This window comes from Actinomadura chokoriensis (genome assembly GCF_039529475.1).
Lineage (GTDB): Bacteria > Actinomycetota > Actinomycetes > Streptosporangiales > Streptosporangiaceae > Spirillospora > Spirillospora bangladeshensis.
This window is the reverse complement of record NZ_BAAAMW010000008.1, coordinates 190,985-215,884: the sequence shown is the minus strand read 5'-3', so window position 1 is coordinate 215,884 and position 24,900 is coordinate 190,985. Positions and strand designations below refer to the sequence as shown.

Annotated in this window: 20 protein-coding genes; 9 read left to right on the top strand and 11 right to left on the bottom strand. The window is 74.3% G+C overall.

Annotated features, from left to right (window positions below):
* Positions 1-279 precede the first annotated feature (279 nt).
* Positions 280-1,161: a phosphatase PAP2 family protein gene (locus tag ABFX46_RS19755; RefSeq protein ID WP_346044002.1), complete on the bottom strand. Its 882-nt coding sequence runs from the start codon at positions 1,159-1,161 to the stop codon at positions 280-282.
* Positions 1,162-1,309: 148 nt separating this feature from the next.
* On the opposite strand from ABFX46_RS19755, the gene ABFX46_RS19750 reads away from it, so the two are divergent.
* The 3 genes from ABFX46_RS19750 (at position 1,310) to ABFX46_RS19740 (ending at position 3,387) form a co-directional block, all read left to right on the top strand.
* Positions 1,310-1,873 (top strand): DUF1349 domain-containing protein, encoded by a 564-nt coding sequence (locus ABFX46_RS19750; RefSeq protein WP_346044001.1) that lies wholly within the window; start codon positions 1,310-1,312, stop codon positions 1,871-1,873.
* Between the two features lie 55 nt (positions 1,874-1,928).
* Positions 1,929-2,897 (top strand): alpha/beta hydrolase, encoded by a 969-nt coding sequence (locus tag ABFX46_RS19745; RefSeq protein WP_346043999.1) that lies wholly within the window; start codon positions 1,929-1,931, stop codon positions 2,895-2,897.
* Between the two features lie 109 nt (positions 2,898-3,006).
* A complete protein-coding gene (locus ABFX46_RS19740; RefSeq protein WP_346043997.1) occupies positions 3,007-3,387 on the top strand; it encodes a VOC family protein in 381 nt (126 codons plus the stop codon).
* Positions 3,388-3,546: 159 nt separating this feature from the next.
* Here ABFX46_RS19740 and ABFX46_RS19735 read toward each other — a convergent pair whose 3' ends face one another.
* From ABFX46_RS19735 to lanL, 5 genes are all read right to left on the bottom strand, one after another.
* Entirely contained in the window at positions 3,547-5,253 is a 1,707-nt protein-coding gene (locus ABFX46_RS19735; RefSeq protein WP_346043996.1) for an ATP-binding cassette domain-containing protein, read from the bottom strand.
* Positions 5,250-7,007: an ABC transporter ATP-binding protein gene (locus ABFX46_RS19730; RefSeq protein ID WP_346043994.1), complete on the bottom strand. Its 1,758-nt coding sequence runs from the start codon at positions 7,005-7,007 to the stop codon at positions 5,250-5,252. Before ABFX46_RS19730 ends, ABFX46_RS19735 begins: the two co-directional genes overlap by 4 nt.
* 148 nt (positions 7,008-7,155) lie before the next feature.
* A complete protein-coding gene (locus ABFX46_RS19725) occupies positions 7,156-7,311 on the bottom strand; it encodes a VenA family class IV lanthipeptide (protein ID WP_176401759.1) in 156 nt (51 codons plus the stop codon).
* A 6-nt stretch (positions 7,312-7,317) separates the two neighbouring features.
* Positions 7,318-9,213: a S9 family peptidase gene (locus ABFX46_RS19720; RefSeq protein WP_346043992.1), complete on the bottom strand. Its 1,896-nt coding sequence runs from the start codon at positions 9,211-9,213 to the stop codon at positions 7,318-7,320.
* On the bottom strand, positions 9,210-12,041 hold the full coding sequence (gene lanL / locus ABFX46_RS19715) for a class IV lanthionine synthetase LanL (RefSeq protein WP_346043991.1): 2,832 nt from the start codon (positions 12,039-12,041) through the stop codon (positions 9,210-9,212). Before lanL ends, ABFX46_RS19720 begins: the two co-directional genes overlap by 4 nt.
* A 516-nt stretch (positions 12,042-12,557) precedes the next feature.
* Here lanL and ABFX46_RS19710 point away from each other — a divergent pair.
* Positions 12,558-13,019, top strand: a complete 462-nt coding sequence (locus ABFX46_RS19710) for a hypothetical protein (RefSeq protein WP_346043989.1) — start codon at positions 12,558-12,560, stop codon at positions 13,017-13,019.
* 42 nt (positions 13,020-13,061) lie between these two features.
* Here ABFX46_RS19710 and ABFX46_RS19705 read toward each other — a convergent pair whose 3' ends face one another.
* The 3 genes from ABFX46_RS19705 to ABFX46_RS19695 all read right to left on the bottom strand — a co-directional run bounded on the left by ABFX46_RS19705 (position 13,062) and on the right by ABFX46_RS19695 (position 16,094).
* On the bottom strand, positions 13,062-13,949 hold the full coding sequence (locus ABFX46_RS19705) for a J domain-containing protein (protein ID WP_346043987.1): 888 nt from the start codon (positions 13,947-13,949) through the stop codon (positions 13,062-13,064).
* A 3-nt stretch (positions 13,950-13,952) separates the two neighbouring features.
* Positions 13,953-14,669, bottom strand: coding sequence for a hypothetical protein (locus tag ABFX46_RS19700; protein ID WP_346043986.1), 717 nt, complete (start codon positions 14,667-14,669; stop codon positions 13,953-13,955).
* Between the two features lie 339 nt (positions 14,670-15,008).
* Positions 15,009-16,094: an ROK family transcriptional regulator gene (locus tag ABFX46_RS19695; protein ID WP_346043984.1), complete on the bottom strand. Its 1,086-nt coding sequence runs from the start codon at positions 16,092-16,094 to the stop codon at positions 15,009-15,011.
* Between the two features lie 242 nt (positions 16,095-16,336).
* Here ABFX46_RS19695 and edd point away from each other — a divergent pair, with 242 nt between their 5' ends.
* The 4 genes from edd (at position 16,337) to ABFX46_RS19675 (ending at position 20,516) form a co-directional block, all read left to right on the top strand.
* Positions 16,337-18,148: a phosphogluconate dehydratase gene (gene edd / locus ABFX46_RS19690; RefSeq protein WP_346043983.1), complete on the top strand. Its 1,812-nt coding sequence runs from the start codon at positions 16,337-16,339 to the stop codon at positions 18,146-18,148.
* Between the two features lie 85 nt (positions 18,149-18,233).
* The gene (gene glk / locus ABFX46_RS19685; RefSeq protein ID WP_346043981.1) at positions 18,234-19,199 is read left to right on the top strand and encodes a glucokinase; all 966 of its coding nucleotides are present in this window, start codon (positions 18,234-18,236) and stop codon (positions 19,197-19,199) included.
* Positions 19,196-19,816: a bifunctional 4-hydroxy-2-oxoglutarate aldolase/2-dehydro-3-deoxy-phosphogluconate aldolase gene (locus ABFX46_RS19680; RefSeq protein WP_346043980.1), complete on the top strand. Its 621-nt coding sequence runs from the start codon at positions 19,196-19,198 to the stop codon at positions 19,814-19,816. The genes glk and ABFX46_RS19680 overlap by 4 nt, the downstream gene beginning before the upstream one ends.
* Before the next feature lie 316 nt (positions 19,817-20,132).
* Positions 20,133-20,516: a PPOX class F420-dependent oxidoreductase gene (locus tag ABFX46_RS19675; protein ID WP_346043978.1), complete on the top strand. Its 384-nt coding sequence runs from the start codon at positions 20,133-20,135 to the stop codon at positions 20,514-20,516.
* 359 nt (positions 20,517-20,875) lie between these two features.
* Here the strand turns inward: ABFX46_RS19675 and ABFX46_RS19670 are convergent, their stop codons facing one another.
* Complete coding sequence (locus ABFX46_RS19670; protein WP_346043977.1) at positions 20,876-21,034, bottom strand: hypothetical protein; 159 nt, start codon at positions 21,032-21,034, stop codon at positions 20,876-20,878.
* A gap of 73 nt (positions 21,035-21,107) precedes the next feature.
* Between ABFX46_RS19670 and ABFX46_RS19665 the strand changes: the two genes are divergently transcribed.
* Positions 21,108-22,037, top strand: coding sequence for a LysR family transcriptional regulator (locus tag ABFX46_RS19665; protein WP_346043975.1), 930 nt, complete (start codon positions 21,108-21,110; stop codon positions 22,035-22,037).
* Between the two features lie 294 nt (positions 22,038-22,331).
* On the opposite strand, the gene ABFX46_RS19660 is transcribed toward ABFX46_RS19665, so the two are convergent.
* On the bottom strand, positions 22,332-24,866 hold the full coding sequence (locus ABFX46_RS19660) for an ABC transporter permease (protein ID WP_346043973.1): 2,535 nt from the start codon (positions 24,864-24,866) through the stop codon (positions 22,332-22,334).
* Positions 24,867-24,900 lie beyond the last annotated feature (34 nt).

Genomic DNA, 24,900 nt, shown 5'->3' with positions numbered 1-24,900 from the left:
GGTGCGGTGGGTGCGAGCGGACGGGCGCCGGGGGCGCGCGCCGGGGTGGTGCGGGAGCGCGCGCGGGGGCTCGCGGGACGGCGCCGGGAGGGCGGCGGCGTCAGTGCGTCGCGCGACAACAGCCGCAGCTGGTGACGCGCCCGTAGTCGACATGGCGGCGCGCCACGAGCATGGTCATCTGGGCAGTTTACCCTGGTCAGGCTGATGGCTTCGGGTAACCTGCGTCACACCTGAACCGGATTCGGTCTCCGCCGCGGCGGCCGGTGCCGGCCGCCGCGCTCAGGCGGGCACGAGCTCGTCGTCGCGGGCCTTGTCGCCGGTGCGGCGGCCGCTGTCGCGATCACCGTGCGCGGCGGGGGAGCCGGTCGCCGGCCGGGCCGCTCGCGGCGTCTCGGCGGGCCGTGCGGGCGGCTGGGGGGCGGGCGCGGCCCTGGTCTTCATCGCGCCGCGCCGCAGCCGCCCGGCCGCCGAGAGGAGCGCCATGCTGCCCGCCAGGAGCGCGGCGGCGACGATCCCGTCCGTCCAGTAGTGGTTGGCCGTCACGACCACCACGAGCACCGTCGCCGGCGCGTGCAGCGCGACCGCCCAGCGCCACGGGCTCCGCGACACCCTGACCACCGCGACCGCCACGAGCAGCGCCCACCCGATGTGCAGCGACGGCATCGCCGCGTACTGGTTGGCGATCCCGTCCGCCGCCGCCGGGTACGCGGACGGTCCCACGGTCAGCATGGTGTCGACGGCGCCGATCCCGGCGAGCCGCGGCGGCGCCAGCGGGAAGAGCATGTGCACGACCAGGCCCGCCGCCGTCAGCGCCACCAGCTCGTTCCGCACCCGGGCGTAGGACGACCGGTGCCGCGCATAGAGCCAGACCAGCAGCAGGGCCGTCCCCGGGAAGTGGACGCCGACGTAGTACACGTTCGCCAGGAACGCGGTGTGCTCCCATCCGAGCGCCCAGTGCTGGAGCGCGACCTCGCTCGGCAGCCACGGCCGTTCGAACCCCCACAGCCACGCGGCGTTCGACATGGCCTGGCCGGGGCCCTGCTCGACGAGCGTCCGCCCCCACTTGTAGAACGCGAACAGGACCAGCAGGAGGCCGATCTCGACGAGCAGCGGCCGTGCTCTGCCCCTCAGCACTCCCCGTGCCGCCGCCGTGCTGACCATGGTGCCCCTCCCCGTGCCGGTGTTCCGCCCCATCACAACCTTCGCGTCCGACACTTCGGCGGGCACTGGGCCCAGCTCCATGAAAACCGGAGGAAAGGCCCATCCCCGGGGGTGGAGTTAACCCCACCCCTCCCGTAGATTCCGCAGCGTGATCACCGGCGCATGGCTGAACCCGCCCGCCGCCGTGGCCGAGGACGGCTCCGCGCTCCTCGTGACCGCGGTGGAGGGGAGCGACTTCTGGCGGACGACGTCCTACGGCTACGACCGCGACGGCGGCCACGCCCTGCTGTCGCCGTTCGGCCCCGAGGCCGCGGTCGAGGTCTCGTTCATCGCCGACTACGACCACCAGTTCGACCAGGCGGGCGTCCTCGTGCGCCTGGACGAGAAGACGTGGATCAAGGCGGGTGTCGAGTACTGCGACGGCGCCCTCCAGCTGGGCGCGGTGGTGACCGCCGGCGCCTCCGACTGGTCCTCGGCCCCCGTCCCGTGGCGCGGCCGCGAGGTGACGCTGCGGGCGAGCCGCTCGGGCGACGCCGTGACCGTCCGGGCCCGCGCGGGCGGCGGCCCGTGGCAGATGATCCGCCTGGCCCCCTTCCCGCCCGGCGTCGAGGCGGCGGCCGGCCCCTACTGCTGCGCCCCCGAGCGCGAGGGCCTCACCGTCCGGTTCACCCGCGTGACCGCGGGCCCGCCCGACGCTGCCCTGCACCCGTAGATACCCAAGCACTTACTTGGTAAGCTCCCGCGGACGAGTGCGGGAGGGATGGCACATGACGGTCGCGCCGGTGATCGAGGAACGCGCGGGATGCGGCCCGGGAGCGCGGCTCGCCGCCCGGTTCATGCGCCGCGCCGTGCGCCCGCTCGTCGAGCGGCTCCCGTGGACCCCGTTCACCCTGCGCTTCGTCCCGCTGCTCGACCTGGGCGCGGCCCTCCTGCTGCCGCCGCGCGGCACCCGGGTCGCCGCGGTGAAGGGCCTCGGCTGCGGCGCCGAATGGGTGCGCGGCCCCGGTGTCCCCACCGGCTCTCGGCGGGTGATCCTCTACTTCCACGGCGGCGGCTTCGTTGCCTGCGGGCTGCGCACCCACCGCCGCATGATCGCCCGCATCTCCCAGGCCGCGGGCATGCCCGTCCTGTCGGTCGCCTACCGGATGCAGCCGCGCGTCCCGATCCGGACGTCCATCGACGACTGCGTCGGCGCCTACCGGTGGCTCCTCAGGACCTACGACGCGGACGACATCGTGGTCGCCGGCGACTCCGCGGGCGGCTACCTGGCCTTCATGGCCCCGCTCCACGCCCTCCGCGACGGCCTGCCCCGCCCCGCCGGGATCGCGGCCCTGTCGCCGTTCGCCGACCTGGACATCGCCCCGAAGACCGCCCACGCCAACGCGGCCCTCGACCCCTTCATCCCGGCGCACCGCCTGTGGGACATGGTCCGCACCTGCTTCCCCGGCGCCGAGCCGACCGACCCGTGGCTCTCCCCGGTGCACGCCGACCTCGCCGGCCTGCCGCCCGTCCTCATCCAGGCCGGCGCGATCGAGGTCCTCCTCGGCGACGCCGAACTGATGGCCGAACGCCTCGGCGCCGCGGACGTCCCCTGCACCCTCCAGATCTGGGAGGGCCAGGTCCACGTCTTCCAGGTCTTCGCCGACATCTCCCGCGAGGGCCTCGTCGCCATCAAGGAGATAGGCGCCTTCGCCCGCCGCGTCACCGCCGCGAGCACCCCGCAGAAGGCCGCCTAGCACCACCCCGCCGCATGAGCTGACGGCGGATTCCGGGCGAGGCGGAGGAGGGCGAGTCCGACGGTCTCGGACCTTGGCCGGCCGGGGCGTTGCCGATAGCCTCCCCGCCATGCACCGCAGTCGACTGGTCGGGATCCTCATCGACACGCCTGCCGCGCAGGCAGGAGCGGCGGCGGACTTCTGGTCCGCGGCGCTGGGCGCCCAGGTGCGTCCCGCGCCCGGCGAGGAGCAGTTCACGGTGCTGGCGGGCGCGGTCCCCGGGCTGTTCACCGTCGTCCAGGCGGTGGACGACGCGCCGCGCTACCACCTCGACATCGAGACCGACGACCTGGCGGCGGAGGTCGCCCGCCTGACGGCGCTGGGCGCGGAACCGGTGTCGAGCTGGCAGGAGGCCCATACCCTGCGGGCGCCGGGCGGCCACCTGCTCTGCGTGGTGCCCGTGCTCAGCTCCCCCGAGACGTTCGCCGAGTCGGCCCGCACCTGGCCGTGAGCCCGGTGCGCCGCCGCGGCCGTCCGCCGGCGGCGCCCGCGGGGAAGGGCGTGGCCGTAAGAGGGGCACCGTGTGCACTGCGGCCGAACCGCGCGAGCGCGACGTCCTGGGGCGGTACGGCCTGTGACCGGCTCTGGTGTCCCGGATGCCGGCCATGGGTCAGGTGCGCCAGTGGCCGACCAGTTCGGCGTACAGGGGGCTGCGTTCCAGGAGCGTCTCATGGGTGCCGTGGACGGGGACCGGGCCGTCCAGAAGCAGGACCCGCTGGGCGCGCTCGGCCGAACTGATGCGGTGGGCGATGACGATGAGGGTGCCGCCGCGTCCGGCGAGGGCCAGTTCGGCGCGGGCCTCGGCGGCCGGCTGGAGGTGGCTGGTCGCCTCGTCCAGCACGAGGACCGCCGCGGGCGACAGGTAGGCGCGCGCCAGGGTGATGAGCTGCCGTTCGCCGTGCGAGAGGTCGGCGCCGCCGGGAGGCAGGTCCGCGTCGTAGCCGCCGAGGCGGTCGACCGTGTCCGCCAGCCCGACGGCGGCCACGGCCTCGTCGAGCTGTCCGGCGGTGGCGTCCGGGCGCAGGTAGGCGAGGTTGTCGCGCAGCGTCCCGGCGAAGACGTAGGTCTCCTGCGGGATGAGCGTGACCGCCGACCGCAGCTGCCCGGGATCGACCTGCCCGAGCGGGACGCCGCCGAGCGCGACGCGTCCGCGCTGCGGCGCCAGTAGGCCGGTCAGCAGGTTCGCGAGCGTGGACTTGCCGGTGCCGCTGGGACCGACCACCGCGAGGTGCGTGCCCTCCGGGACGCACAGGGACAGATCCCGGACGACGGGGGCGGCGTGCGGCGAGTAGGCGAAGGTGATCCGGTCGGCCTCGATGCCGAAGGAGCGGGCGGCCGTGCCGGCCGGGGCCGGCGCGGGGCGCGGGGCGCAGACCCCGGCCAGCCGGCCGAGGATCACGGCGAGGCTGAGCAGCAGGGTGCCGCCGGCGTCCACGAGGACGGTGATGCCCGGCTGCAGCCCGGTGACCAGGTACCCGGCCGCCCCCGCGATCTCCCCGGCGGTGAACCCGCGCGCGGTCAGGTACGGGGACAGGACGAGCAGCGCCAGCAGCGGCAGGTGCACGCCGAGCACCAGCACGGGCAGCCGGACGAGCCGGGTGCGTGCGTACGCGCGCAGCGCCCCGGCCTGCGCGTCGATCACCGCGCCGACGGTGCCGGCCGCGCGTTCCTCGGCGGCGCACGCGGTGACGTCCCGGACGCCGTGCACGATCACCGCGGCGGTCTCGCCGATCCGCTCCGCCTCCCGGACGACGGCCAGGTAGCGGCGGAACTGGAGCTTCACCGTGGCCGCGAAGACCCCGAGCGCGAGCGCCACCGAGAGGCCGGCCGCCAGCGCGAGCGGCGGCGCCAGCAGGGCGAGGCCGAGGAGCGCGGCGACCCCCGCCGACAGCAGCTGCCGGACGTTGCGCAGCGCCGTGCCGAGCAGCGCCCGGACGGCCTCGGCCTGCTCGGTGACCTGGGAGACCCCGGCGCCCGCCGCGTCCGGGGACCCGTCGCTCATCCGGTGCAGGGCGGCGGTCACGACCTCCCCGACCAGGGAGTCGCGCAGCGGTTCGACGGTCGCGGCGAGCCACGGGTAGACGCGGCCCGTCCCGACCGCGCCGGCGGCGTACAGGCCGGCCAGGGCGGCGAGCCAGCCGAGCCCCGCGAGGGGGCGGCCGGACAGGAACCCGTGGTCGATGGCGCGCGCCAGCAGCAGGCCCGAGGCGAACGCCGGCAGGCTCTCCAGCGCCGACCAGGCGGCGAGGCGGCGCAGCGCCGGCCACTGCCCCCGGATGTGGCGGTGCAGCAGCCGCGCCGCGGGCGGGGCCGTCACGGGCCCGCCACCCTCTCCGACGCGGGCTGTGCGGCGAACACGGCGCGGTAGCCCGGGTCGGGCCACAGGTCGGCGTGGGCGGCGAGGGCCCGCACCCGGCCGCCGTCGAGCCAGGCCACGAGGTCGGCGCGGGCGGCCGTGGCGGGGCGGCGCGCCACCACCAGGCTGGTGCGGCCCGCGAGGATCCGCTGGAGCGCGCGGGTCACCCGCATCTCCGTGGCGGTGTCGAGGCTGCTGGTGGCGTCGTCCAGCACGATGATCCGCGCGTCGCCGAGCGCGGCCCGGGCCAGGCCGAGGCGCTGCAGCTCGCCGCCGGACAGCGGGGCCCGGTCGAGCGGGGTGGCGTAGCCGTCCGGCAGCGCCCGGATGAAGGCGTCGGCGTCGGCGGCCCGCGCGGCGCGGCGCACCTCGGCGCGGGTCGCGTCCGGGCGGGCGTAGGCGATCGTGTCGTGCACGGTGGCGCCGAGGAGGGCGGGCCGCTCGAAGGCGTAGGCGACGGCGCGCCGGAGCCGGGGGAGCGGGACGGCGGCGACCGGGACGCCGTCGAGTTCGACGGTGCCCTCGTCGGGGTCGAGCAGCCGCCCGATCAGGGCCACGAGCACGCTCTTGCCCGTCCCGGAGGCGCCGGCGACCGCGACGGCGGCGCCGGGCGGCACGTCGAGGTCGAGGCGGTCCAGGACGGTCCGGCCGCCGGTCCGGACGGTGACGCCGCGCAGCCGGAGCCGGCCGGGCCCGTCCGGCAGCGGGATCGGGCGGGCGGGTTCCCGCACCGCCGGGGCGGCCGCCAGGATCTCGTCGATCCGGCCGGCGCCGACCTGGCAGTTGAGCAGCGCGACGACGGTGTCGAAGAGGGACGCGGAGGCCACGGCCATGGCGGCGTAGGACACGGCCGCCACGAGCTGCCCGGTGGTGATGTCGCCGGTGGACAGCCGGATCCCGGCGACGCCGACGACCAGCACCTGCGTGAGGGGCGCGAGCAGCGCGAGGCGCCGGCTCACCCGGCCCTGCGCCTCCCACGTCTCCCGGCCGGCCCGGCGCAGCCCGGGAAGCGGCGCGAGGACGCGGCGGGCCTCGGCCGCCGCGGTGCCGCTCGCCCGGATCGTCCGGATGCCCTGCCGGGCGTCCAGCAGCCGGGTCGCGATCGCGGCCTGGCACGCCTGGTAGCGCGCGAACGGCTCGGTGGCCCGGACGACGAAGACGCGCAGCGCGACGGCGAGCGGCGGAATGCCGGCCGCGAACGCGGCGGCGAGCCACCAGTCGATCATGGCGAGCGCGACCGCCGCGCCCGCCGTGGTCGCGATGCCGGCCGCCGCCGTCAGCAGCAGGACGGGGAAGGCCGCGGGCCCGGAGGCGCTCTCGGTGAGCCGGGAGAGCACGTCCCCGGTCGGAAAGCGCCGCTGCCCGGACGGTCCGAGCGCCAGCACCCGGCCGAGCAGCCGGTGCCGGAGCCAGGCGGTGATGTCGCTGCCGCAGTAGGCGCCGAGCACGTCCTCGCCGGTGTCGGCGAGGACCGCCGCGGCCAGGACGGCAGCCAGCCGCGCCGTGGCCGCGCCGAGGTGCTCCTGGGTGCGGGCGGCGTCGACGGCCCCGGCCAGCATGAGCGGCGTGGCCACGGTCGCGGCGACGCGGACGGTGGTGAGCGCTGCCAGCAGGCACACGCGCGCCCGGAACCGCCGCACGGCCTCGCGCAGCCGGCGCCTGCCGCCGGCGCGCAGCGCGGCGGGCGTGCCGGGCTCGGCTGGTGTCCGGACCACCCTCGTCGGCTCCGTCCGTCGTCGGCGTGCGTCATCTAGACTCGGGGAATGGGTCCGGTCACGGACCGGCTCGCGCCGGCCCGTGACCGGGGTTCTGCGGTCCGGGATTTCGTTCAGGGGTCCCGGGGGCCGCATGGGATGGCGCGGATCAGGCGCACGAGATGCCGACGCACACCGAGTTCAGCAGCGTGAGCAGGCCGACGCACGCACAGGTGCCGCTGAGCTGGATCCCCTCGATCTCGATGGGGTCCGTCTCCGGCAGCTCCTGCAGAGCGGCCACGAGGTCGCCTTCGAACGCGTCCATGTGATGTCACCTCCTTCCCTGGTCTGGTAGGGAGGTCCGCCCCGCCGCGAGGCAGAAGCGGACCACCGCTTCACGCAGGACCGGTGACCAGGCCTGGACGACGCCGTTGTGGTCGTCGTCGGCCTCCAGGTAGTCGAAGTCGACTCCCTCGGTCCTGCCGAGTTCGAGAAGGCGCGCGCGCAGCGCCCTGGACTGCGCCACGGGGACGACCTCGTCCCGGACGCCGTGGACGATGAGCAGCGGCGCGGTGACGGCGGCGCAGGCGCGCAGCACGTCGCGTCCGTCCCCGGGTGCGTCGGGCGCGTCGCAGCGGCTCAGCCGCGCCACGCGTTCCCGGACGGCGCCGGACGCGCCGCCGTGCAGTCCGGCGGCGGAGGTGAAGGGCGCCAGCGCGACGCAGCCCGACCACAATCGCGGGGCGCGGCAGGCGGCGAGCAGCGCCAGGAAGGCGCCGTAGCTGCCGCCGAGCACGACGGGGCCCGGCAGGCCCGCGGCGGCGCGGTCGCGCCCGATCTCCCGGGCCAGGTGGACGATGTCGTCCAGGTCGGCGCCGCCCCAGTCGCCGATGACCGGCCGCAGGTGCGCCTCGCCGTAGCCGGTGCTGCCCCGCTGGTTCGGCGCGGCGACGGCGGCGCCGGCGGCGGCCAGGTGCTGGAAGAGCGGCTCGAAGTCCAGCCGCCAGGACGCCAGCGGGCCGCCGTGCAGGGCGATCACGAGGTGCCGGGCGCGCCGCCATCCGGGGCCGCCGTAGACGATCGCCTCGATGGGCCCGGCCGGGCCCGGCAGTTCGACGGTGTCGGCGTCCGCCCAGCCGGTGTCCGCGTCCGGGTCGGGCGCCAGCCACCAGTCGGCGCCGGGTTCGCCGGGCACCACGGCCAGGGTGGGCGGCCGGTGCGGCGCGGCGTAGCGCAGGTGGATCCGGCCGTCGTCCGCCCACAGCGCGGGCGGCCACAGCATGCCCGGCGGACCCGGCACCGGGGTGAGGCGGTCCCGGTCCGGCGCGTAGACGGCGAGGCGTTCCGCGGCGCCCCAGGTCTCCCGGACGAGCAGGTTCTCCCCGGCCGCGTCGAAGGTCAGCGGCGTCCGGGGACGCGCGGACCCGTTGAGCGCCTCGGGGAACCGCACGGGCCCGCCGCGGGGGGACCGCAGCCCGATCTGCCCGGTGCCGGGCTGCTGCGCGCCCGGCGAGGTCGTGGTGACGGCGAGGGCGCCGGTGCGCGGGCTGAACGCCGCGATGCGGTCGGTCGTGACGTCGGACACCGACCAGACCCGCCGCCACGCGCGGTCGCGCAGATCGACGAGGACGCCCTCGGTGCGGTGCGCGGCGGTGGTGCGGTCGAGGGCGAGGGTCCGCCCGCCGTCGACCCACACGCCGCCGCCCAGCACGCCCGGGATCCGCACGACCGCCTCCAGGGCCGGCAGCCGCCAGTGCAGCCACCAGATCCGCGAGTGCCGCTCGTCCTCGACGGCGACGAGCACGACGGTGCCCGCCGGGCCGGGCGCCGCCAGCAGGAACCCGGCGAGCATCGCCGGGACCGGCCACGCGCGGGTGAACCGCAGCCCCCGGCCGGCCGGCTCCGCCGCGAGGACGGTCCCGTGCCCGGCCGGCTCCCCGTCCGCGCCGGTCGCGGGCCGCAGGACGAGGACGCGGCCGTCGTCCAGCGGCAGCACCCCGCAGCGCCGGTCCAGGCCGTGGCCGTCCGCCGCGCGTGCCGCGCCGCCGCCGGTGAGCGTGCTCCGGAGCGGGACGGGCCGCGCCAGCTCCCACCTCTCCAGCGCCACCTCGTCGCCGGTGGCGCGCAGGCAGGCGCCCCAGCCGCCCCGCCCGGAGAAGGCGAACCCGAACCGGGTCGCCACCGGGGGCAGGCCCCGCAGGACCGGCTCGCGCGCGGGTGCGGTCATGACGCGCGCTCCGCCCCGGCGGCCGCGGCCGCCGCCCCTCCGGCGAGGCCCGCGGGGACGTCGGCCGTCCACAGCCGCGGCGTGCCGTACAGCGCCCGCAGCAGGAAGCCGAGGATGCCGCTCATCCCGTCGCCCCACGTCACCGAGACCTGCCCGAACTCGTCGGGGAACACCGACCGGCGGCCGCGCTGCGCCCGGTTGGCGAGCACGATCCGGGCGAGCCGCCAGGCGGCGTGCCGGTACTCGCCGTCGCCGGTGAACGCGGCCATGTCGAGCAGGAAGTCGCCGTTGCCGGACAGCCCGTGGCACTGCCCGAGCGGCGCGCGCCAGCGGTGCTCCAGCACCGACCGCGCGGCCCGCTCCGCGCCCCGCGCGAACCGCGCGTCCCCGGTGGCGTCGGCCAGCCGCACGAGGAAGCCCCCGATCCCGGCGGCGCCGTGGCACCAGTACGGTGCCGTCGGCGCGTCGCCGGGACCGGCCCCCCACATCGCCGACCGCTCCGTGCCGGCCGCCTCGTCCAGCAGGTTCTCCCCGGCCGCGGCGGCCAGGGCCAGCAGGTCGGCGCGGCCGGCGGCCCGCGCGCACGCGGTCAGGAAGCAGCCCACCCCGGCGATGCCGTGCGCGAACCCGTAGTACCGCCGCCCGGCGAGCTTCGACTCGTGCTGCGCCGGGGTGCTCCAGGAGAGCTTCCCGGCCCGGTCCTCGACCGCGGCGGCCAGCGCGTCGGCGGCGGCGACGGCCCGCTCGGCGTACCGGACGTGCCCGGTGCGGACCCACAGGTGCAGGGCGGTCAGCCCGATCCCGGACGTCCCGTGGGTGATGTCGGGGGCGTCGACCGCCGTGGGGAGCCGGTCGGCCACCGCCAGGGCGGCGTCCACGAGACCGGCGTCCTCCAGGGCGAGGCCCGCGTCCAGGACCGCCCACGCCGCCCCGGCGGTGCCGAAGTAGAGCCCGGCCGGCCGCGGCGTGCCGTCCTCCAGCCGGGTGAGGATCCACTGGGCGGTGCGGGCGATCGCGTCCGGGAGGCGGCGGTCGCCGGTGAGCTCGAAGCAGCGGACCAGTGCGCCGAGCGGGCCGGCCGCGCCGTGCTGGAGGCTGCACGGGTCCGGCGCCCCGTGGACGCAGGACGCGGGCCACAGCGTGTCGGCGTCCCCCGCGTCCATGGAGTCGAGGAGGTGGTCGGTGATGCCGAGGACGGTCTGCCGGGTCTGCTTGCGCAGCCACCCCGACCGCAGCCGCGGCCGCCCGGCCGGAACCTCCGGCTCGGTGCCAGCGGGCACCGGCCCGGTGTCCCCGCCGCGCGCGGCGGCGAGCGTGTCGCGGGCCCGCTCCGGGCTCCAGCGGTGCCGCGGGTCGTCGGCCATCAGGCCGAGCAGCAGCGGGACCACCGCGGCGGGCAGGTCCAGGCCCTGGGTGCGCGCGGTCAGCCACTCCGCGAGCCGTTCGGTCACCGACCGCGCGGCCGGGTGCTCGTCCAGCAGGTAGGGCGGACCGCCGGTGAGCAGGTGGCAGAGCGTCGCGCCCAGCGCGAACCGGTCGGCCGCCGGGTCGGGCGCCGCGCCGTCCATCTGCTCGGGCGCCGCGAAGCCGGGCGTCCCCGCGCGCAGCGGGACGTCGTCCGGCCCGCCGGCGGTCGCGGCCAGCTCCAGGTCGATGAGGACGGGGGTGCCGTCCGGGCGGACCATGATGTTGTTCGGGGTGAAGTCCCGGACGACGAGCCCGGCGCCGTGCGCCTCGGCCATCACCTCGGCGAGCCGGACGGCCGTCTCCAGCGCGGGGGCGAGATGCGGGCCCCAGCCGCGCTCGCCGATCAGGTCCGCCGTCCACTGCCCCAGCGTGGTTCCGGGGATCATCTCCTCCGCCAGGAACAGGTGGCCGCTCTGCGTGAACAGCCGGACCGGCCGCGGCGCGAGCCCGAGGTCCGCGACGGCCTCCAGCGCGCGGGCCTCGGCGCGGAGGAGGTCGCGGGCGTCCCTGCCGTTCTCGCCGGCGGCCACGTGCGGGCGTGCCTCCTTCAGCACGACCTGCTCACCGGTCTCGGTGTCCGTGGCGCGGTAGACGCCGCCCTTGTTGGTGTGCCGGATCGCCTCCCGGACGGCGAAACGCGTCCCGATCAGAATCTCGTTCCGGTCGGTTCCGGCGGCGTTCCCACCGTGTTCGGGGCCGCGCGCCCGGTGTTCGGGAAAGGGACAGGACACCCACGGCGGCGGCGTGTATCGTCCGATCCGCTGATCCTCGACAGGGTTTCCTTCGGGATCGAGAATCGTCCACGCGTAGAATCCGTCGTTGGTGATGCGGCGCTCTTCGATGAACGCGCCGTAACGGTAATGGACGAGGCTGCCCGGCGCGTAGGGGCGGTCCGAGAGAATGCGCGGCCCGGGCAGCCCGGCCGTCGCCCGGTGCAGTTCCAGCGCCAGCCGGACGGCCTCGTCGTCGCTCACCGGGTAGACGGTCAGGAACTTTCCCGAATGGCCGCGTGAGGTGTTGCGCGCGTTCAGTGCCGCGACGTGGTCACGGGTGGCGGCGAACTTGAACGTCGAGCGGGCGGCCAGCAGCACCGGCAGCGCGCGGGTGAGCACCTCCACCGCCGACGCGGGGGTGGCCGACACGTGCAGCTTCCACCCCTGAGCTGGGCACTCACCGCCCTCGGGGACCACATGGCACCACACGCCGGCGCGCCGCGCCCGCCACCGCGCCGGCTCCCCGGCGGGGCCGCACGCCGCGTCGTGCGCCGCCGCCATCGCCCGGTCGAGGACATCGGCCAGGCGGGTGTCGCCGCTCTCCGCGGGCGCCGCCCCGGACAGGACGCTGAAATGGAAGTCCGCCATGGTGTTTCGTCGCTCTCTTTTCCATCCCTGCCGGCCGGATGAATGCCCCCGCCGTGCGATCTTCTTGCCTTTTCCCCAGCAATGGTGTCCGGCGGGTGCCCGACGGCTTCCGCGAACGAGGACACGTTAGCCGCGAATCTCCCATGAACGCCAGAGCGGATTTCTCGCGAAGAATGTCCGCCGCGCCGTTAGTAAAGTGTCACCGAGGGGTCCTGGTCCGTGTGACTCCTGTGACGGATGCGCCGTATGCACGGATTCGACAGGACAAGGACGGGGATTTGTCCACCTTGTCCATAGCATGGATCGTCGGAGACTTTGCCAATTAGATGACGAATGAGTTTCGGCTCCGGTCATGGCCGATGGCAGTCATGGAGACCTCTGGCGAGCCGCCGCCCCGATGTGCTAGCCGAACGTCCGGACCGGACGCGCCCCCTCGCGAAGGCAACGATGGCGGCAGGCGAGAGCACGCATGCGCCTCGCGAAGCCATCGCCGTCGGATCGCAAGGGCCGGCGGACGTGCAGTCCGCCTGGTGGAGCTGGGCCGCCGGCTCGCCCTCGGGACGCAACCCCGTCGAGGACACCACGGCGGAGTTCTGCGCGGCCGACCAGCCGTCCGACCTCTGGTTCCTGGCCGGGACGTTCGGCGGGTCCGTGACGCGTCGCTGCGAGATCCCGGCGGGCCGCACCCTCGTCGCACCGGTCGTCAACCAGCGCGGCCCCGAAGAGGTCTGCGCGGCCTTCATGGAGACCGCGACCGGAACCCTGACCCTGGACGGGACACAGGCGGCCCTCAAGCGCTGGTCGGCCATGCCCATCACGATCACCGGCGTCCCCGGCAACCCGGCGAGCGAGGAGGGCTCCGTCCGCGCGTACGGATGCGGGCTCTGGGGCGTCCTCCCACCGCTGCCCCCGGTCCGCACAAGGTCGAAATCCGCGGAACCAGCGGAGACTTCCACACCTCCGCGACCTACAACCTGACCGTGACCCCCTAACCCCGCCAGCCCCTCCCAACAGGCCGCGCTACGGTCGGTTGCTTTTGTGGTGGAGGGTGCCGGTTGTCCTCTTGGTCTTCTGGTTGGACGCGTAATAGACGATGTCGGCCTTGCCGTCCTTGCGTCTGGTGAGGGTGAGGTCGCCGACGTCGCATCCGGACTTCTCGTCGGGGAAGTCCGTCCGGATCTTCAGGGACTTCCCGGAATAGGAGACGGGGACCGCCTTTCCGACGCACCTGCCGTGCAGGTACCGCACTTCGCCGACGTTCTCACCCTCATCGAGGGTCAGTTCGACGGCCCATTTCGCGCGGTCGCCGTAGCGGTCCTTGACGGTTCCCTCCCATGTGCCCGCCAAGTCGGCGGGGACGGCCGCCTCGGCGGTCGGGCCGTCGGGGCGCAACGCCATGACCACGGCCGTGCCGATGAACAGGGCCCAGCACGCGAAGGTGAAGACCGCGCAGCCGATACCGAGCTTCGAGCGCCGGCGCGGGACGGACGGGTGGTAGTGGTGGATGTGCCTGACCCGGGGCGGGGGAGGAGGAGGTCCGGGGGCGGTGGTCGTCCAGGCGCCGGGGCGGTGTGCGCCCGCCGTGGCGGTGTCCCAGGGGTCGGGCTGCGCGGTGGTCGTCGCGGCGGTGTCCCAGGCGTCCTCGATGACCTCCTCGTCGGGCTCGGGGGCTCGGCGGGCTGCGTCGTAGGAGGCGCGGCGCTCGAGGAGGACGTCGCGGGCGGCGTTGATGAGGCGGAGGCGCTTCTCGGCCTCGGCCTTCCCGGCCGGGTCGGTGACCCGGTCGGGATGGTGGGCGGTCGCGAGTTTGCGCCAGGCCCGCTGGATCCGGTCCGACGAGGCGTCCGGCGGGACGCCGAGGACCTCGTAGGCGTCGCTGCCGTCCAGTTCGCGGAACGCGGGCGGCACGGGTCAGCGGCCGATCCGGCGGGCGACGGAGGCGCGGTAGCAGGTCAGCGCCCAGTGCGCGGTGGCATCGCCGTGCCCGGCCGGGACGATCTTGGTACCGGTCGCGAACGTCACGTCCTTCGCACCGGCGAGGTAGAACACGAACGCGTCCAGCCGGTGGTCGAAGCCCTCGTAGTACCAGTTCACGCGCAGGATCTTCTGCCCCGGCATGAACGGTGCCTGCAGCAGTTCCTGGGCCTTCGGCGGCAGGTTTCCGAGAACCCCCTTCGCCGACGTGCTGAGGCCGAGGTCGGGCGGTGGAGCCGCCGCGGCGGTACCGGACTGCACGGCGTGCGGCGGCGGCCGGTGGTCGACCTGGACGTGCCGCAGCGAACCGGGCGCGAACTGGAACGAGGAGATCGCGTAGACCGGGCGGTGCTCGGTGTTCACCCGCGGCTCGGCGATGGACAGCCCCGCCTCGCCGAGCGTCACGGCGTAGCAGCGCCCGTCGCCGCTCGATTCGTCCTCCCGGGCGAACCAGTCGATGGGGGCGCCGGACAGTTCCGCGAGACGCTGCCGGGTGCGGGCCCCGACCATCGTCCAGCACTCCTCGCGCAGCCGGCCGCCGGTGAGGCCCATCTCGCCCGGCCGGTGGACGGGGGCGGCGCCGCGCATCGCCACCGCCGAGCCGTCCCGCCGCACGTCGGGAGTGCCGGAACCGTACGGCACCATCGAACTCATCCGCGTCCCCCTGACCATTCATTGACAGCCCTTGATCAGGTTAGTGGGGTGGACGATGCCGCGGCAGGTTCGCTTCGTTGATCGTTACCTTATGGTGCCGCTGATCGGCGCGGTCGTCGCCATGGTCCTATGGGGCCGGCGCGGGAAAGAGTTTCTGCGGGCGGTCGCCGTCGCGCTGAGTGCGGTGCTGCTCGGACGGCCCTGCCTGGTTTCACCAAACGGATGTGATGACCACTTCGGGGTTTCCGAAGGTCGGCATAGAGCGCTTTCTGATCGTCGTTCCGGCGTTCGTGGCAAAGCGGCGGCGCCAGTGGACGGGAATGGCATGCGGCGCCGTGGCTACTGGGGGACGCTGTCGATGGCTTCCGGGGAGAGGATGTTGTCCAGGACCATTGCCGCGCAGCCCTTCAGGCCGGCTTGTTCGCCCAAGCGGCTCGGTTCTATCCGCAATGTGCGGGTCGCGAGGGCCGTGGAGCGCTGGTAGACGACTTCGCGCAGGCCCGCTATCAGGGGTTCGTCGGCGCCCACCAGGTCGCCGCCGAGGACCACCACGGCCGGGTTCAGCAGGTTGACGGCGGTTGCGACGACCTCGCCGATGCGGCGGCCGGCGTCGCGGAGGAGGGCGACGGTCGCCGGGTCGCCGGAGCGGGCGAGGGCGGCGAGGCCCGGCAGGTCGTCCGCGGGGGAGCGGGCCAGGAGGGCGGTGCCTCCGGCGATGGCCTCCACGCAGTTGACGTTGCCGCAGCGGCACGGGGCCTCGAGCGGTGACGGAATGGGGATGTGGCCGATCTCGCCGGCCGCGCCCAGGGCGCCGCGCTGGATGCGGCCGCCGGCGATGACGCCCGCGCCGATGCCGGTGGAGACCTTGACGAACAGGAGGTCGTCCACGCCGGGATGGGCCTGGTGCTCGCCGAGCGCGGCGGCGTTGACCTCGTTGTCGAGGTAGGCGGGGACGCCGAAGCGGTCGGAGATGGGCGTGCCGATCTCGACGGCGTCCCACCGCCCGGCGACATGCTCGACGGCGTCGGGGACGCCCAGGCCGACGCCGCGGATCGAGGACTCGCCGATCCCGGAGGACGAGAGCAGGGACGTCCACTCGTCCATGAGGCGGGGGAGCGTCTTGCCCGGGGACGTCTCGGCCGGCGGCCCGTCCGCGCGGGCGAGGATCGTGCCGGCCAGGTCGCAGACCGCGAGCTGCCCGCGCGACTGCCCGAGGTTCGCGACGAGGACCGTCCCGCCGGCGGCGTTGAACTCCAGGCGGACAGGAGGGCGTCCGCCGGTCGACGGTCCGGTGGTGTGCTCCACCACGAGGCCGCGGGAGATCAGGGCGGCCACGCGGGACGCCACGGCGGGGCGCGACAGGCCGGTGATGCGGCCCAGGTCGGCGCGGGTGGCGACGCCGTCCTCGCGGATCAGGCTCAGCATGTCGCCGACCGTGCAGGGACGAGCCGGGCTCCGCTCGTCCTTTGAATGGCGGTGGGTGGGGGCTGGAGGACGGCCGGTGACGGGGCGGGGCATCAGACCAGTCAAGCACGACCCCCTTCGGAGCGTCCAGTTGGCGCAAGATACGAACTTTTGTCATCTGAAATTCATAAGTCGGGTTGAAGAGATGACCTATGTCTCGGTAGCTTGCTGATCGAGAGATCCCCCCTGGTCTGGAGCGTTCTATGGCCGTACATCCCGTGTTGGAGGCAGTGACCCGGCGCGTCGCCGAGCGGAGCGCAGGAACGCGCGGCGCCTACCTGAGCCGGATCCGGGACGCCCGGACGGAGGGTCCGGTGCGCACCGGCATGGGCTGCGCGAACCTCGCGCACGGCTTCGCGGCCTGCGGCGTCCAGGACAAGCTGTGGCTCAGGGGCGACATCACGCCGAACATCGCGATCGTGTCGTCCTACAACGACATGCTCTCGGCGCATCAGCCGCTCCAGGACTACCCGGACATCCTGAAGGGCGCGATCCGCTCGGCGGGCGGGACGGCGCAGTTCGCCGGGGGCGTCCCCGCGATGTGCGACGGCATCACGCAGGGCCGCGCCGGGATGGAGATGTCGCTGTTCAGCCGGGACGTCATCGCGATGGCGACGGCCGTGGCGCTGTCCCACGACATGTTCGACGGCGCGCTGCTGCTGGGCGTCTGCGACAAGATCGTCCCCGGGCTGGTGATCGGGGCGCTGTCGTTCGGGCACCTGCCGGTGATCCTGGTGCCGGCCGGGCCGATGGCGTCCGGGCTGCCGAACGGGGAGAAGGCGAAGGTCCGCAAGCGGTTCGCGGCCGGGGAGATCGGGCGCGACCAGCTCCTCGCCGCCGAGGCCGCGTCCTACCACTCGCCCGGCACCTGCACCTTCTACGGGACGGCCAACTCCAACCAGATGCTCATGGAGGTCATGGGCCTGCACCTGCCGGGCGCCAGCTTCGTCCCGCCGGGCACGAAGCTGCGGGACGCGCTGACCGAGGCCGCCGGGCGCCGCATCCTGAAGCTGACGAACCTGGCGGACGACTACACGCCGATCGGCGAGCTGCTGGACGAGCGCGCGTTCGTGAACGGCGTCGTCGCGCTGCTCGCCACGGGCGGCTCCACGAACCACACCCTGCACCTGGTCGCCATGGCCGCGGCGGCGGGCATCGAGCTGACCTGGGACGACTTCGACGAGCTGTCCGCGGTGACGCCGCTGCTCACCCGCCTCTACCCGAACGGCACCGCCGACGTGAACCACTTCCACGCGGCGGGCGGCACCGCGTTCCTCATCGGCGAGCTGATCGACGCCGGCCTCCTGCACCCGGACGCGCGGACGGTCGGTGCCGCCACCCTCGACGACTACCGCAAGGTCCCCGAGTTCGCCGACGGCAGGGCCGAATGGCGGAACACCGTCGGCGAGTCGGGCGACACGAGCGTCCTGCGCCCGGTCGCGGAGCCGTTCGACACGCACGGCGGCCTGCGTACCCTGCGCGGGAACCTCGGGCGGGCGGTCATCAAGGTGTCGGCGGTGAAGCCGGAGCACCGGGTGATCGAGGCGCCCGCCCGCGTGTTCGACTCGCAGGAGCGGCTCCAAGAGGCGTTCGCCGCCGGGGAACTGGACCGGGACGTCGTCGCCGTCGTCCGCAACCAGGGGCCGCGCGCGAACGGAATGCCGGAACTGCACCGGCTCACCCCGCCGCTGTCGGTCCTGCAGGACCGCGGCCACCGCGTCGCGCTGGTCACGGACGGTCGTATGTCGGGCGCCTCTGGGGCGGTGCCCGCCGCGATCCACATGTCACCGGAGGCGGCGGCGGGCGGGCCGCTCGCCCGCGTCCGGGACGGGGACGTCGTCCGCCTCGACGCCGGAAGCGGCGTCCTGGAGGTCCTCGTCCCGGACGAGGAGTTCGCGGCGCGCGAGCCCGCCGTCCACGCGCCCGAGCAGACGTACGGCACGGGCCGCGAACTCTTCCAGACCTTCCGCAACGCCGTGGGCCCGGCCGAGCGCGGCGCGGGAGTCTTCGCATGAGCGGGCCGAACCGGCGGGCGGATTCCCCGCGGATCGCGGGCATGGGCGCGGCCGGCCGCGCGGCGCGGCTCGGGGGGAGGAACGCATGAGCGGGGTGTGGCTGGTCGCCGATGTCGGTGGGACGAACGCCCGGTTCGCGCTGGTGGAGGGCCCGGACGGGGTCCCGTCCGACGTCAGGTCGCTCCCCACCCGCGATCACCCCGGCCTCGCCGAGGCCGCCGCCGCATACGTGGACGCGGTCGGCGTGCGTCCGTCCGCCGCATGCCTCGCCGTGGCGGGCCCGGTCGCCGACGGGACATACCACCTGACCAACGCGGGCTGGCCGAAGGGCACGCTCGACGCGGTGCGCGCCCATCTCGGCCTGCCGCACCTCGACATCATCAACGACTTCGAGGCCTTGGCCTACGCCCTCCCGCGCCTCGGCGCGGACGACCTGATCCTTATCGGCGACCGGGCCCCGTCCGCCGACGCGCCCCTCGCGGTGGTCGGCCCGGGCACGGGTCTCGGCGTCGCGGGGCTCGTCCCGACGCCGTCCGGCTGGGTGCCGGTTCCCGGCGAGGGCGGGCAGGTCGACGTCCCGGCGGCGACCGACCGGGAGATCGAGGTGACACGCCTCCTGCGCGCCGAGAAGGGCGCGGCGACCGCCGAGTACCTGCTCTCCGGTGCCGGCCTGGCCCGCATCCACCGGTACCTGGGCACCCTCGACGGCGACCCCGGCGAGGACCTCACGGCGCAGCAGATCAGCGAACGCCGCGACGACCCGCGCTGCGACGAGGCCCTGCGCATGTTCTGCGGACTGCTCGGGTCGCTCGCCGGCAACGCCGCCCTCACGCTCGGCGCCCGCGGCGGCGTCTATCTCGGCGGCGGGATCCTGCCGCGCATCGTGGACGTCCTGCGGGACAGCTCGTTCCGCGCCCGCTTCGAGGGGAAGCCTCCCGTCGAGGACTACATGCGCGCCATCCCGACCGCCCTCATCGTCCACCCCGGCCCGGCCCTGGTCGGCGCCGCCGTCCGGCTCGCACAGAGCCTGCCCGACCTGGAGCCCGCATGATCGCCGAAGACCTGTTCGACCTCGCGCCCGTCATCCCCGTCGTCGTGCTGGACGACGCGGAGGCCGCCGTCCCGCTCGCCCGCGCCCTCGTCGAGGGCGGGCTCCCGGTGATCGAGGTGACGCTGCGCACCCCGTCCGCGCTGGAGTCGATCACCCGGATCGCCGCCGAGGTCCCGGACGCGGTGATCGGCGCCGGGACCATCGTCCGTCCCGAGGACGCGGAGCGCTCCGCCGCCGCCGGCGCCAGGTTCCTGGTCAGCCCCGGCTGCACGCCCCGGCTCCAGGCGGCGATGGTCGCGACCGGACTCCCGTTCCTGCCGGGCGCCGCCACCGCGTCGGAGGTGATCGCGCTGCTGGAGGGCGGCCTCACGGCGATGAAGTTCTTCCCCGCCGAGGCCGCCGGCGGCACCGCGTACCTGAAGTCGCTCGCCGGCCCCCTGCCGCAGGTCCGCTTCTGCCCGACCGGCGGAGTAGGCCCCGGGAACGCCGCCGACTACCTCGCACTACCGAACGTCGGCTGCGTCGGCGGCTCCTGGCTGACCCCGGCCGACGCCGTCCGCAACGGCGACTGGAACCACATCCGCAAACTAGCCGCCGACGCCGCCACCCTCCGCTGACCTCATCCCCAGGCCGACTCCCCGGCCATGGACACAAACCTAGGCCGACCTCCCGGGCATGGACCCATCCCTGGGAAGACCTGCCAGGCGTGGGCACATGCCTGGGGCGACGTCCTGGCCGCGGACGCATACCTGGGGAGACCTCTAGGCGTGGACACATGCCTGAGACGACGTCCCGGTCACCGTGGACACGTACCTGGGAGGACCTCCCGGCCGTGGACACACATCCTCAGGACGACCTCCCGGGGATGCGTCCACCTCAGTAGCCAGCCTGCGGTGATGTCACGTCCTGGGGTGGGTATCTCGTCTCCTGGACATGAACACGACATCGACGCTCGAGAGACTGAAGAAGCAGCGGACGGTCCTGCTGACGTCCTACCGGAAGGACGGAACGCCGGTCGGGACGCCGGTTAATGTCGTCGTGCGCGGCGACCATGCTTACTTCCGCACCTACGACAAGGCGTTCAAGTCCAAGCGGCTGGCGCGCAACCCCGAGGTGGAACTCGCCCCGAGCACCTTCAGGGGCAAGGCCACCGGCCCGGCAGTGCACGGCCGCGTCCGCCTGCTCACCGAGGACGAATCACATCCGATCCGCCGACTCCTGGCCCGCAAGCACCCGCTCCTGCAGGGCTTCGCAGTGCCACTCGCCCACAAACTGAAGCACTACCGAACCCTCCACTACGAAGTAACCCTCACCTAACCGCCCGCGCGCCCCAGACAGGCCCGCTCTAGGACGGGCGCAGAGCCAAGGTGCCGTGCCGTGCGGGGTGCGTGCCGTGCGGGGTGCGTGCCGTGCGGGGTGCGTGCCGTGCGGGGTGCGTGCCGTGCGGGGTGCGTGCCGTGCGGGGTGCGTGCCGTGCGGGGTGCGTGCCGTGCGGGGTGCGTGCCGTGAGAGGTGCGTGCCGTGAGAGGTGCCGCGCGTGCCGTGCGGGGTGCGCTGGGGTGTGGTGGGCGAGTTCGCGGGCTTGGTGATCATGTTCCTGGAGGGCCTGCTCGGCGCCGATCCGGTCGGCTTCCAGTTGCTCGGTTCGGTGAGCGGCAGGCTGCGGTGCGGGGGCGTCAGCGTTGGCCGGTGCCGTGGGGGCAGGGACCGGCCGTCAGGCGCCGAGACCCGGCGTGGGGGATGAGGTCCATGCGGAGCCGCCCGCAGGAGCAGCGGGTCCAGACGACGATGCCCTCGCTGGTGCGGTGCTGGGAGACAAGCGTGCTCTCGTTCATGCTCACAGTCTGCAACCGGACGAACGTTGCGGTCCATTTCAGATTTCCGCACTGAATCGTGCAATATGTTCACATGATTGATCTGCGGCGGCTGCACATGCTCCGGCTCGTCCACCAGCAGGGGACCGTCACGGCAGCGGCAGAGGCGCTGCATCTCACGCCGTCGGCGGTGTCCCACCAGCTGCGTGAACTGGCGCGCGAGTTGAAGGTGCCGCTCCTGGAGCCGCAGGGGCGCAAGGTCAGGCTGACCCCGGCCGCGCACGTGCTGATCGAGCACGCCGACGGGCTGCTGGCCAAGTGGGAGGAGACCCTCGCCGACCTCGAGTCGCACCGCGCCGGGGTCACCGGGCCGCTGCGCATGTGCGGGTTCACGACGGCGGTGGGCGGGCTCGTCGCTCCGGCCGCGGGCATCCTGCTGCGAGACGACCCGGACCTCCGCGTCGACGTTCGCGAATGCGACACCGACGTGGCCATGGGGCTTCTCGCCGCTGGGGAGACCGACATCGCGGTCATCGAGCCCACGCCGGATGCGCCGCCGCCCGGCGACCCGCGCTTCGACCGCGAACCGCTGCTGGAGGAGGCGTACGACCTCATCGTCCCGGCCGGGCATCCGCTCGCGCGCCGCACCGGCGTCCGGCTGGAGGACGCGGCCGACGAGACCTGGATCAGCGTCGAGCCGGAGGTCTGCGCCCACCATCAGCAGGTGCTGGCGTACTGCGGCGCCGCCGGGTTCACGCCCCGCTTCGCGCATCACGCCGTCAGCTGGTCGGTGATCTGGGCGCTCGTCGCGAACGGTCTCGGAGTCTCGCTCGTGCCGAGGCTGGCGGGCGGGCCGTCCGACCAGCCGGTCATTCGGGTTCCGCTGACCGGCGACGGTGTCCCGAAGCGCCGCGTACTGACCTGCGTACGGCGCGGCAGCCGCAACAATCCGCTGATAGCACGTGGCCTCCAGGCCCTTCAGGCGGCCGTCCCCGCCCGCTGCACCCCCGACATGGCAGCCTGACCCAGCAGTCTCCGGGGTGCGGGACTGATCACCGAGATGTGATCGCTCGCGAGCTGAGCGATGTCCATAACCGGGTCGGCGAGTGCGGTGGCTGGGTGTTGGGATGTGATCGCTTGGCGCGTTCGGCGGCGTCCATGTCGGGGTCGGCTGGTGCGGCGGCTGGTTGCTGGGGTGTGGTTGCTTGGTGAACTTGGCGGCGTTCATTCGCTCGGGTGTGTGTGGTTGCTCGGTGGGCTCGGTGGGCCCGGTGGGCTCGGTGGCGTCCGTGGCCGGGTCGGCGGGTGCGGTGGCTGGTTATTGGGATGTGATCGCTTGTAGGGCGTTCATTCGGGCGGCGCGGTGGGCGGGCCATACGGCGGCGATGACGCCGATCAGTGCGCCTGCGGCGACGCATATCGCCAGCCGTCCGTAGGGGATTGCGAGCACCTCCATGCCGCTGTCCCCGGCCGCCATCGCGTGTTGGACGATGATGCCCAGCAGGATTCCGGTGGCTACGCCCAGCACCGCGCCGAACAGCGAGACCACCACCGCCTCATAGCGGATCATTCGGCGGAGCTGCCGGCGCTGCATGCCGACGGCGCGGAGCAGGCCGATCTCGCGGGTTCGCTCGGTCACCGCGAGCGCGAGCGTGTTCACGATGCCGAGGGCGGCGACGATCACGGACAGCACCAGCAGCCCGAGGACGAGGTTGAGGAACAGGTTGATGTCCCCGGCGGCGTCGGCCTTGATCTGGGCTCGGTCTTTCAGTTGGAGGTTGGGCCATGGGGCGAGCGCCGCCTCCAGCGCGTTCCCGGACGCGGTCGTCACGTTGATCTCGATGCGGTCGATGGGCGCGTTCGGGTCGTGCCTGCGGTAGCCGGCCCAGTTGATGATCATGCCGGGTGCGGACGGGGTGAGGGACGGACGGTCGGCGTAGATCCCCGCGACGCGGAATGTTCGCTTGGCTCGGTCCTGGTACTGGCCCGTGACCGTGCTCCCGACCGTCCAGCCTTCGGCGCGCGCGATGCTGCGGCCGACGAGCAGCTCGTCGCCGCGGGGGGACGGGGAGCCCGTCTGGAGCGGGAGGCGAAAGTGGTTCAGCAGTTCGCCCGGCTCGCCGGCCGCGGCCGTCCGCACGGAGCCGTCCAGCTCGAACCGTGCCGTACGGATCGGGATCGCGGAGCGGACGCCGTCGACCTCCGCCATCGCGCGCACGGCGTCCGGCGCCACGGGCGTGATCTGGCTGCGCCCCGTGACCTGGTAGTCGGCGGTGAGGTCCGCATCGAACCGCCGGTCCACCGATGCCGCCATGGACTGGACGACCACCGACACCGTCGCGATCAGCGCCAGCCCGATGACGAGCGCGGACGCGGTCGCCGCCGTTCGCCGGGGATCGCGCAGCGCGTTGCGCCCGCCCATCCGGCCCGCGCTCCCGCCGAACCGCGCGAACGGCCAGGCCAGCAGCCGGATCGCCGGACCGCTCAGCACCGGTGACACCACGACCACCCCGACGAAGAGCGTCAGCGCACCGGTGCCGGTCGCGGCCAGTTCGTCCGATACGAGACCGGTCGTGACCAGGCCGCCGCCCGCGGCGAACGCGATGCCGGCGCCCACGATGCGGCGTCGCAGCGGCCGGCGCGAGGCGGCGTCCTCGCGGAGCGCCGCCACGGGCGGGACCCGCGATGCGCGCCGCGCCGGGATGAACGCGGCGGCGAGCGTGACGAGCGTCCCCACGCCGAACGACGCGATCACCGCTTGCGGGGATACCACCGGCGTCCCGAAGGGCAGCACCTCACCGTCCGTGACGACCGTCAACAGCCGGTCCAGCCCGAACGCGACGCCCGCGCCCACCGCGAGGCCGATGGCCGATCCGGTCAGCCCGACCCCGGCCGCCTCGCCGAGGACCGACCGCGTCACCTGCCCGCGCGACGCCCCGACCGAGCGCAGCAGCGCCAGCTCCCTGACCCGGCCGCTCACCAGCATCGCGAACGTGTTGAAGATGATGAACGATCCGACGAACACCGCGATGACGGCGAAGACCAGCAGGAACCTCCGGATCAGCTTCAGAGCCGACTTCACCGGTGCCGCCCGCTCGTCGATGGCCTGCCGTCCGGTGATGGCTTCGAGCCCGGGTGGCAGCGCCGTCGCGACCGCGTCCCTGAGCCGTTGCTGCGACACGCCCTCGTCCGCGTGCACGACGATCCGCGCGTAGGTCCCCGGGCGGTCGGAGAGGAGGCGCTGCGCGGCGCTCGGCGCGAACGCCGTCATCGAGAGCTGGCCGCTCAACGCCGAGTCGCCGACCTCGAACAGTCCCGTGAGTCGGAACGTCCGTGTGCCCGACAGCAGCGCGACCGTGACGCGGTCGCCGATCCGGTGCCCGGCGTCGCGTGCGGTGGCGGCGTCGATCGCGATCTCGTCCGGGGCGGACGGCGGACGACCCGACGTCAGGCGGGGCAGCGACAGGTCGGGGTCGCCGTCCCAGGCGACGCCCGTCTGCGGCTCGGCGCCGACGATCGTCCCGTGCCGGTCGACGACGGCGGCGAACCCGCTGACCTCCCCGTGCGCCTTCGCCACGCCGTCCACCCCTCGGACGGCCGTCAGCACCGATGCCGGGACGGGACGTTCCCCCGCCTGTTCGCCCAGCCCAGGCTCGAACGCCCGCTGCGAGCGGACGATCACGTCCGTGCCGCGTCCGAGATCGGCGAAGGCGCGGTCGAACGAGCGGTCCAGCGTGGCGGAGAAGATCAGCGTGCCGGCGACGAAGGCGACCCCCGCGACCACCGCGACCAGTGACATCAGCAGGCGGGCGCGGTGCGCGGCGAGGCCCCGGAGCGCGAGCTTGAGCATCATGCCGCCGATTCCAGCCGGACGGGGCGGCGCGCGA

What these genes read in the sequence shown, in the direction of transcription:
- ABFX46_RS19720 (WP_346043992.1), bottom strand. Translation starts at nt 9,213, where the DNA reads ATGACCGCACCCGCGCGCGAGCCGGTCCTGCGGGGCCTGCCCCCGGTG.
- ABFX46_RS19700 (WP_346043986.1), bottom strand. Translation starts at nt 14,669, where the DNA reads ATGAGTTCGATGGTGCCGTACGGTTCCGGCACTCCCGACGTGCGGCGG.
- ABFX46_RS19665 (WP_346043975.1), top strand. Translation starts at nt 21,108, where the DNA reads ATGATTGATCTGCGGCGGCTGCACATGCTCCGGCTCGTCCACCAGCAG.
- ABFX46_RS19670 (WP_346043977.1), bottom strand. Translation starts at nt 21,034, where the DNA reads ATGAACGAGAGCACGCTTGTCTCCCAGCACCGCACCAGCGAGGGCATC.
- glk (WP_346043981.1), top strand. Translation starts at nt 18,234, where the DNA reads ATGAGCGGGGTGTGGCTGGTCGCCGATGTCGGTGGGACGAACGCCCGG.
- ABFX46_RS19745 (WP_346043999.1), top strand. Translation starts at nt 1,929, where the DNA reads ATGACGGTCGCGCCGGTGATCGAGGAACGCGCGGGATGCGGCCCGGGA.
- ABFX46_RS19725 (WP_176401759.1), bottom strand. Translation starts at nt 7,311, where the DNA reads ATGGACGCGTTCGAAGGCGACCTCGTGGCCGCTCTGCAGGAGCTGCCG.
- lanL (WP_346043991.1), bottom strand. Translation starts at nt 12,041, where the DNA reads ATGGCGGACTTCCATTTCAGCGTCCTGTCCGGGGCGGCGCCCGCGGAG.
- ABFX46_RS19755 (WP_346044002.1), bottom strand. Translation starts at nt 1,161, where the DNA reads ATGGTCAGCACGGCGGCGGCACGGGGAGTGCTGAGGGGCAGAGCACGG.
- ABFX46_RS19740 (WP_346043997.1), top strand. Translation starts at nt 3,007, where the DNA reads ATGCACCGCAGTCGACTGGTCGGGATCCTCATCGACACGCCTGCCGCG.
- ABFX46_RS19675 (WP_346043978.1), top strand. Translation starts at nt 20,133, where the DNA reads ATGAACACGACATCGACGCTCGAGAGACTGAAGAAGCAGCGGACGGTC.
- ABFX46_RS19660 (WP_346043973.1), bottom strand. Translation starts at nt 24,866, where the DNA reads ATGATGCTCAAGCTCGCGCTCCGGGGCCTCGCCGCGCACCGCGCCCGC.
- edd (WP_346043983.1), top strand. Translation starts at nt 16,337, where the DNA reads ATGGCCGTACATCCCGTGTTGGAGGCAGTGACCCGGCGCGTCGCCGAG.
- ABFX46_RS19695 (WP_346043984.1), bottom strand. Translation starts at nt 16,094, where the DNA reads ATGCTGAGCCTGATCCGCGAGGACGGCGTCGCCACCCGCGCCGACCTG.
- ABFX46_RS19680 (WP_346043980.1), top strand. Translation starts at nt 19,196, where the DNA reads ATGATCGCCGAAGACCTGTTCGACCTCGCGCCCGTCATCCCCGTCGTC.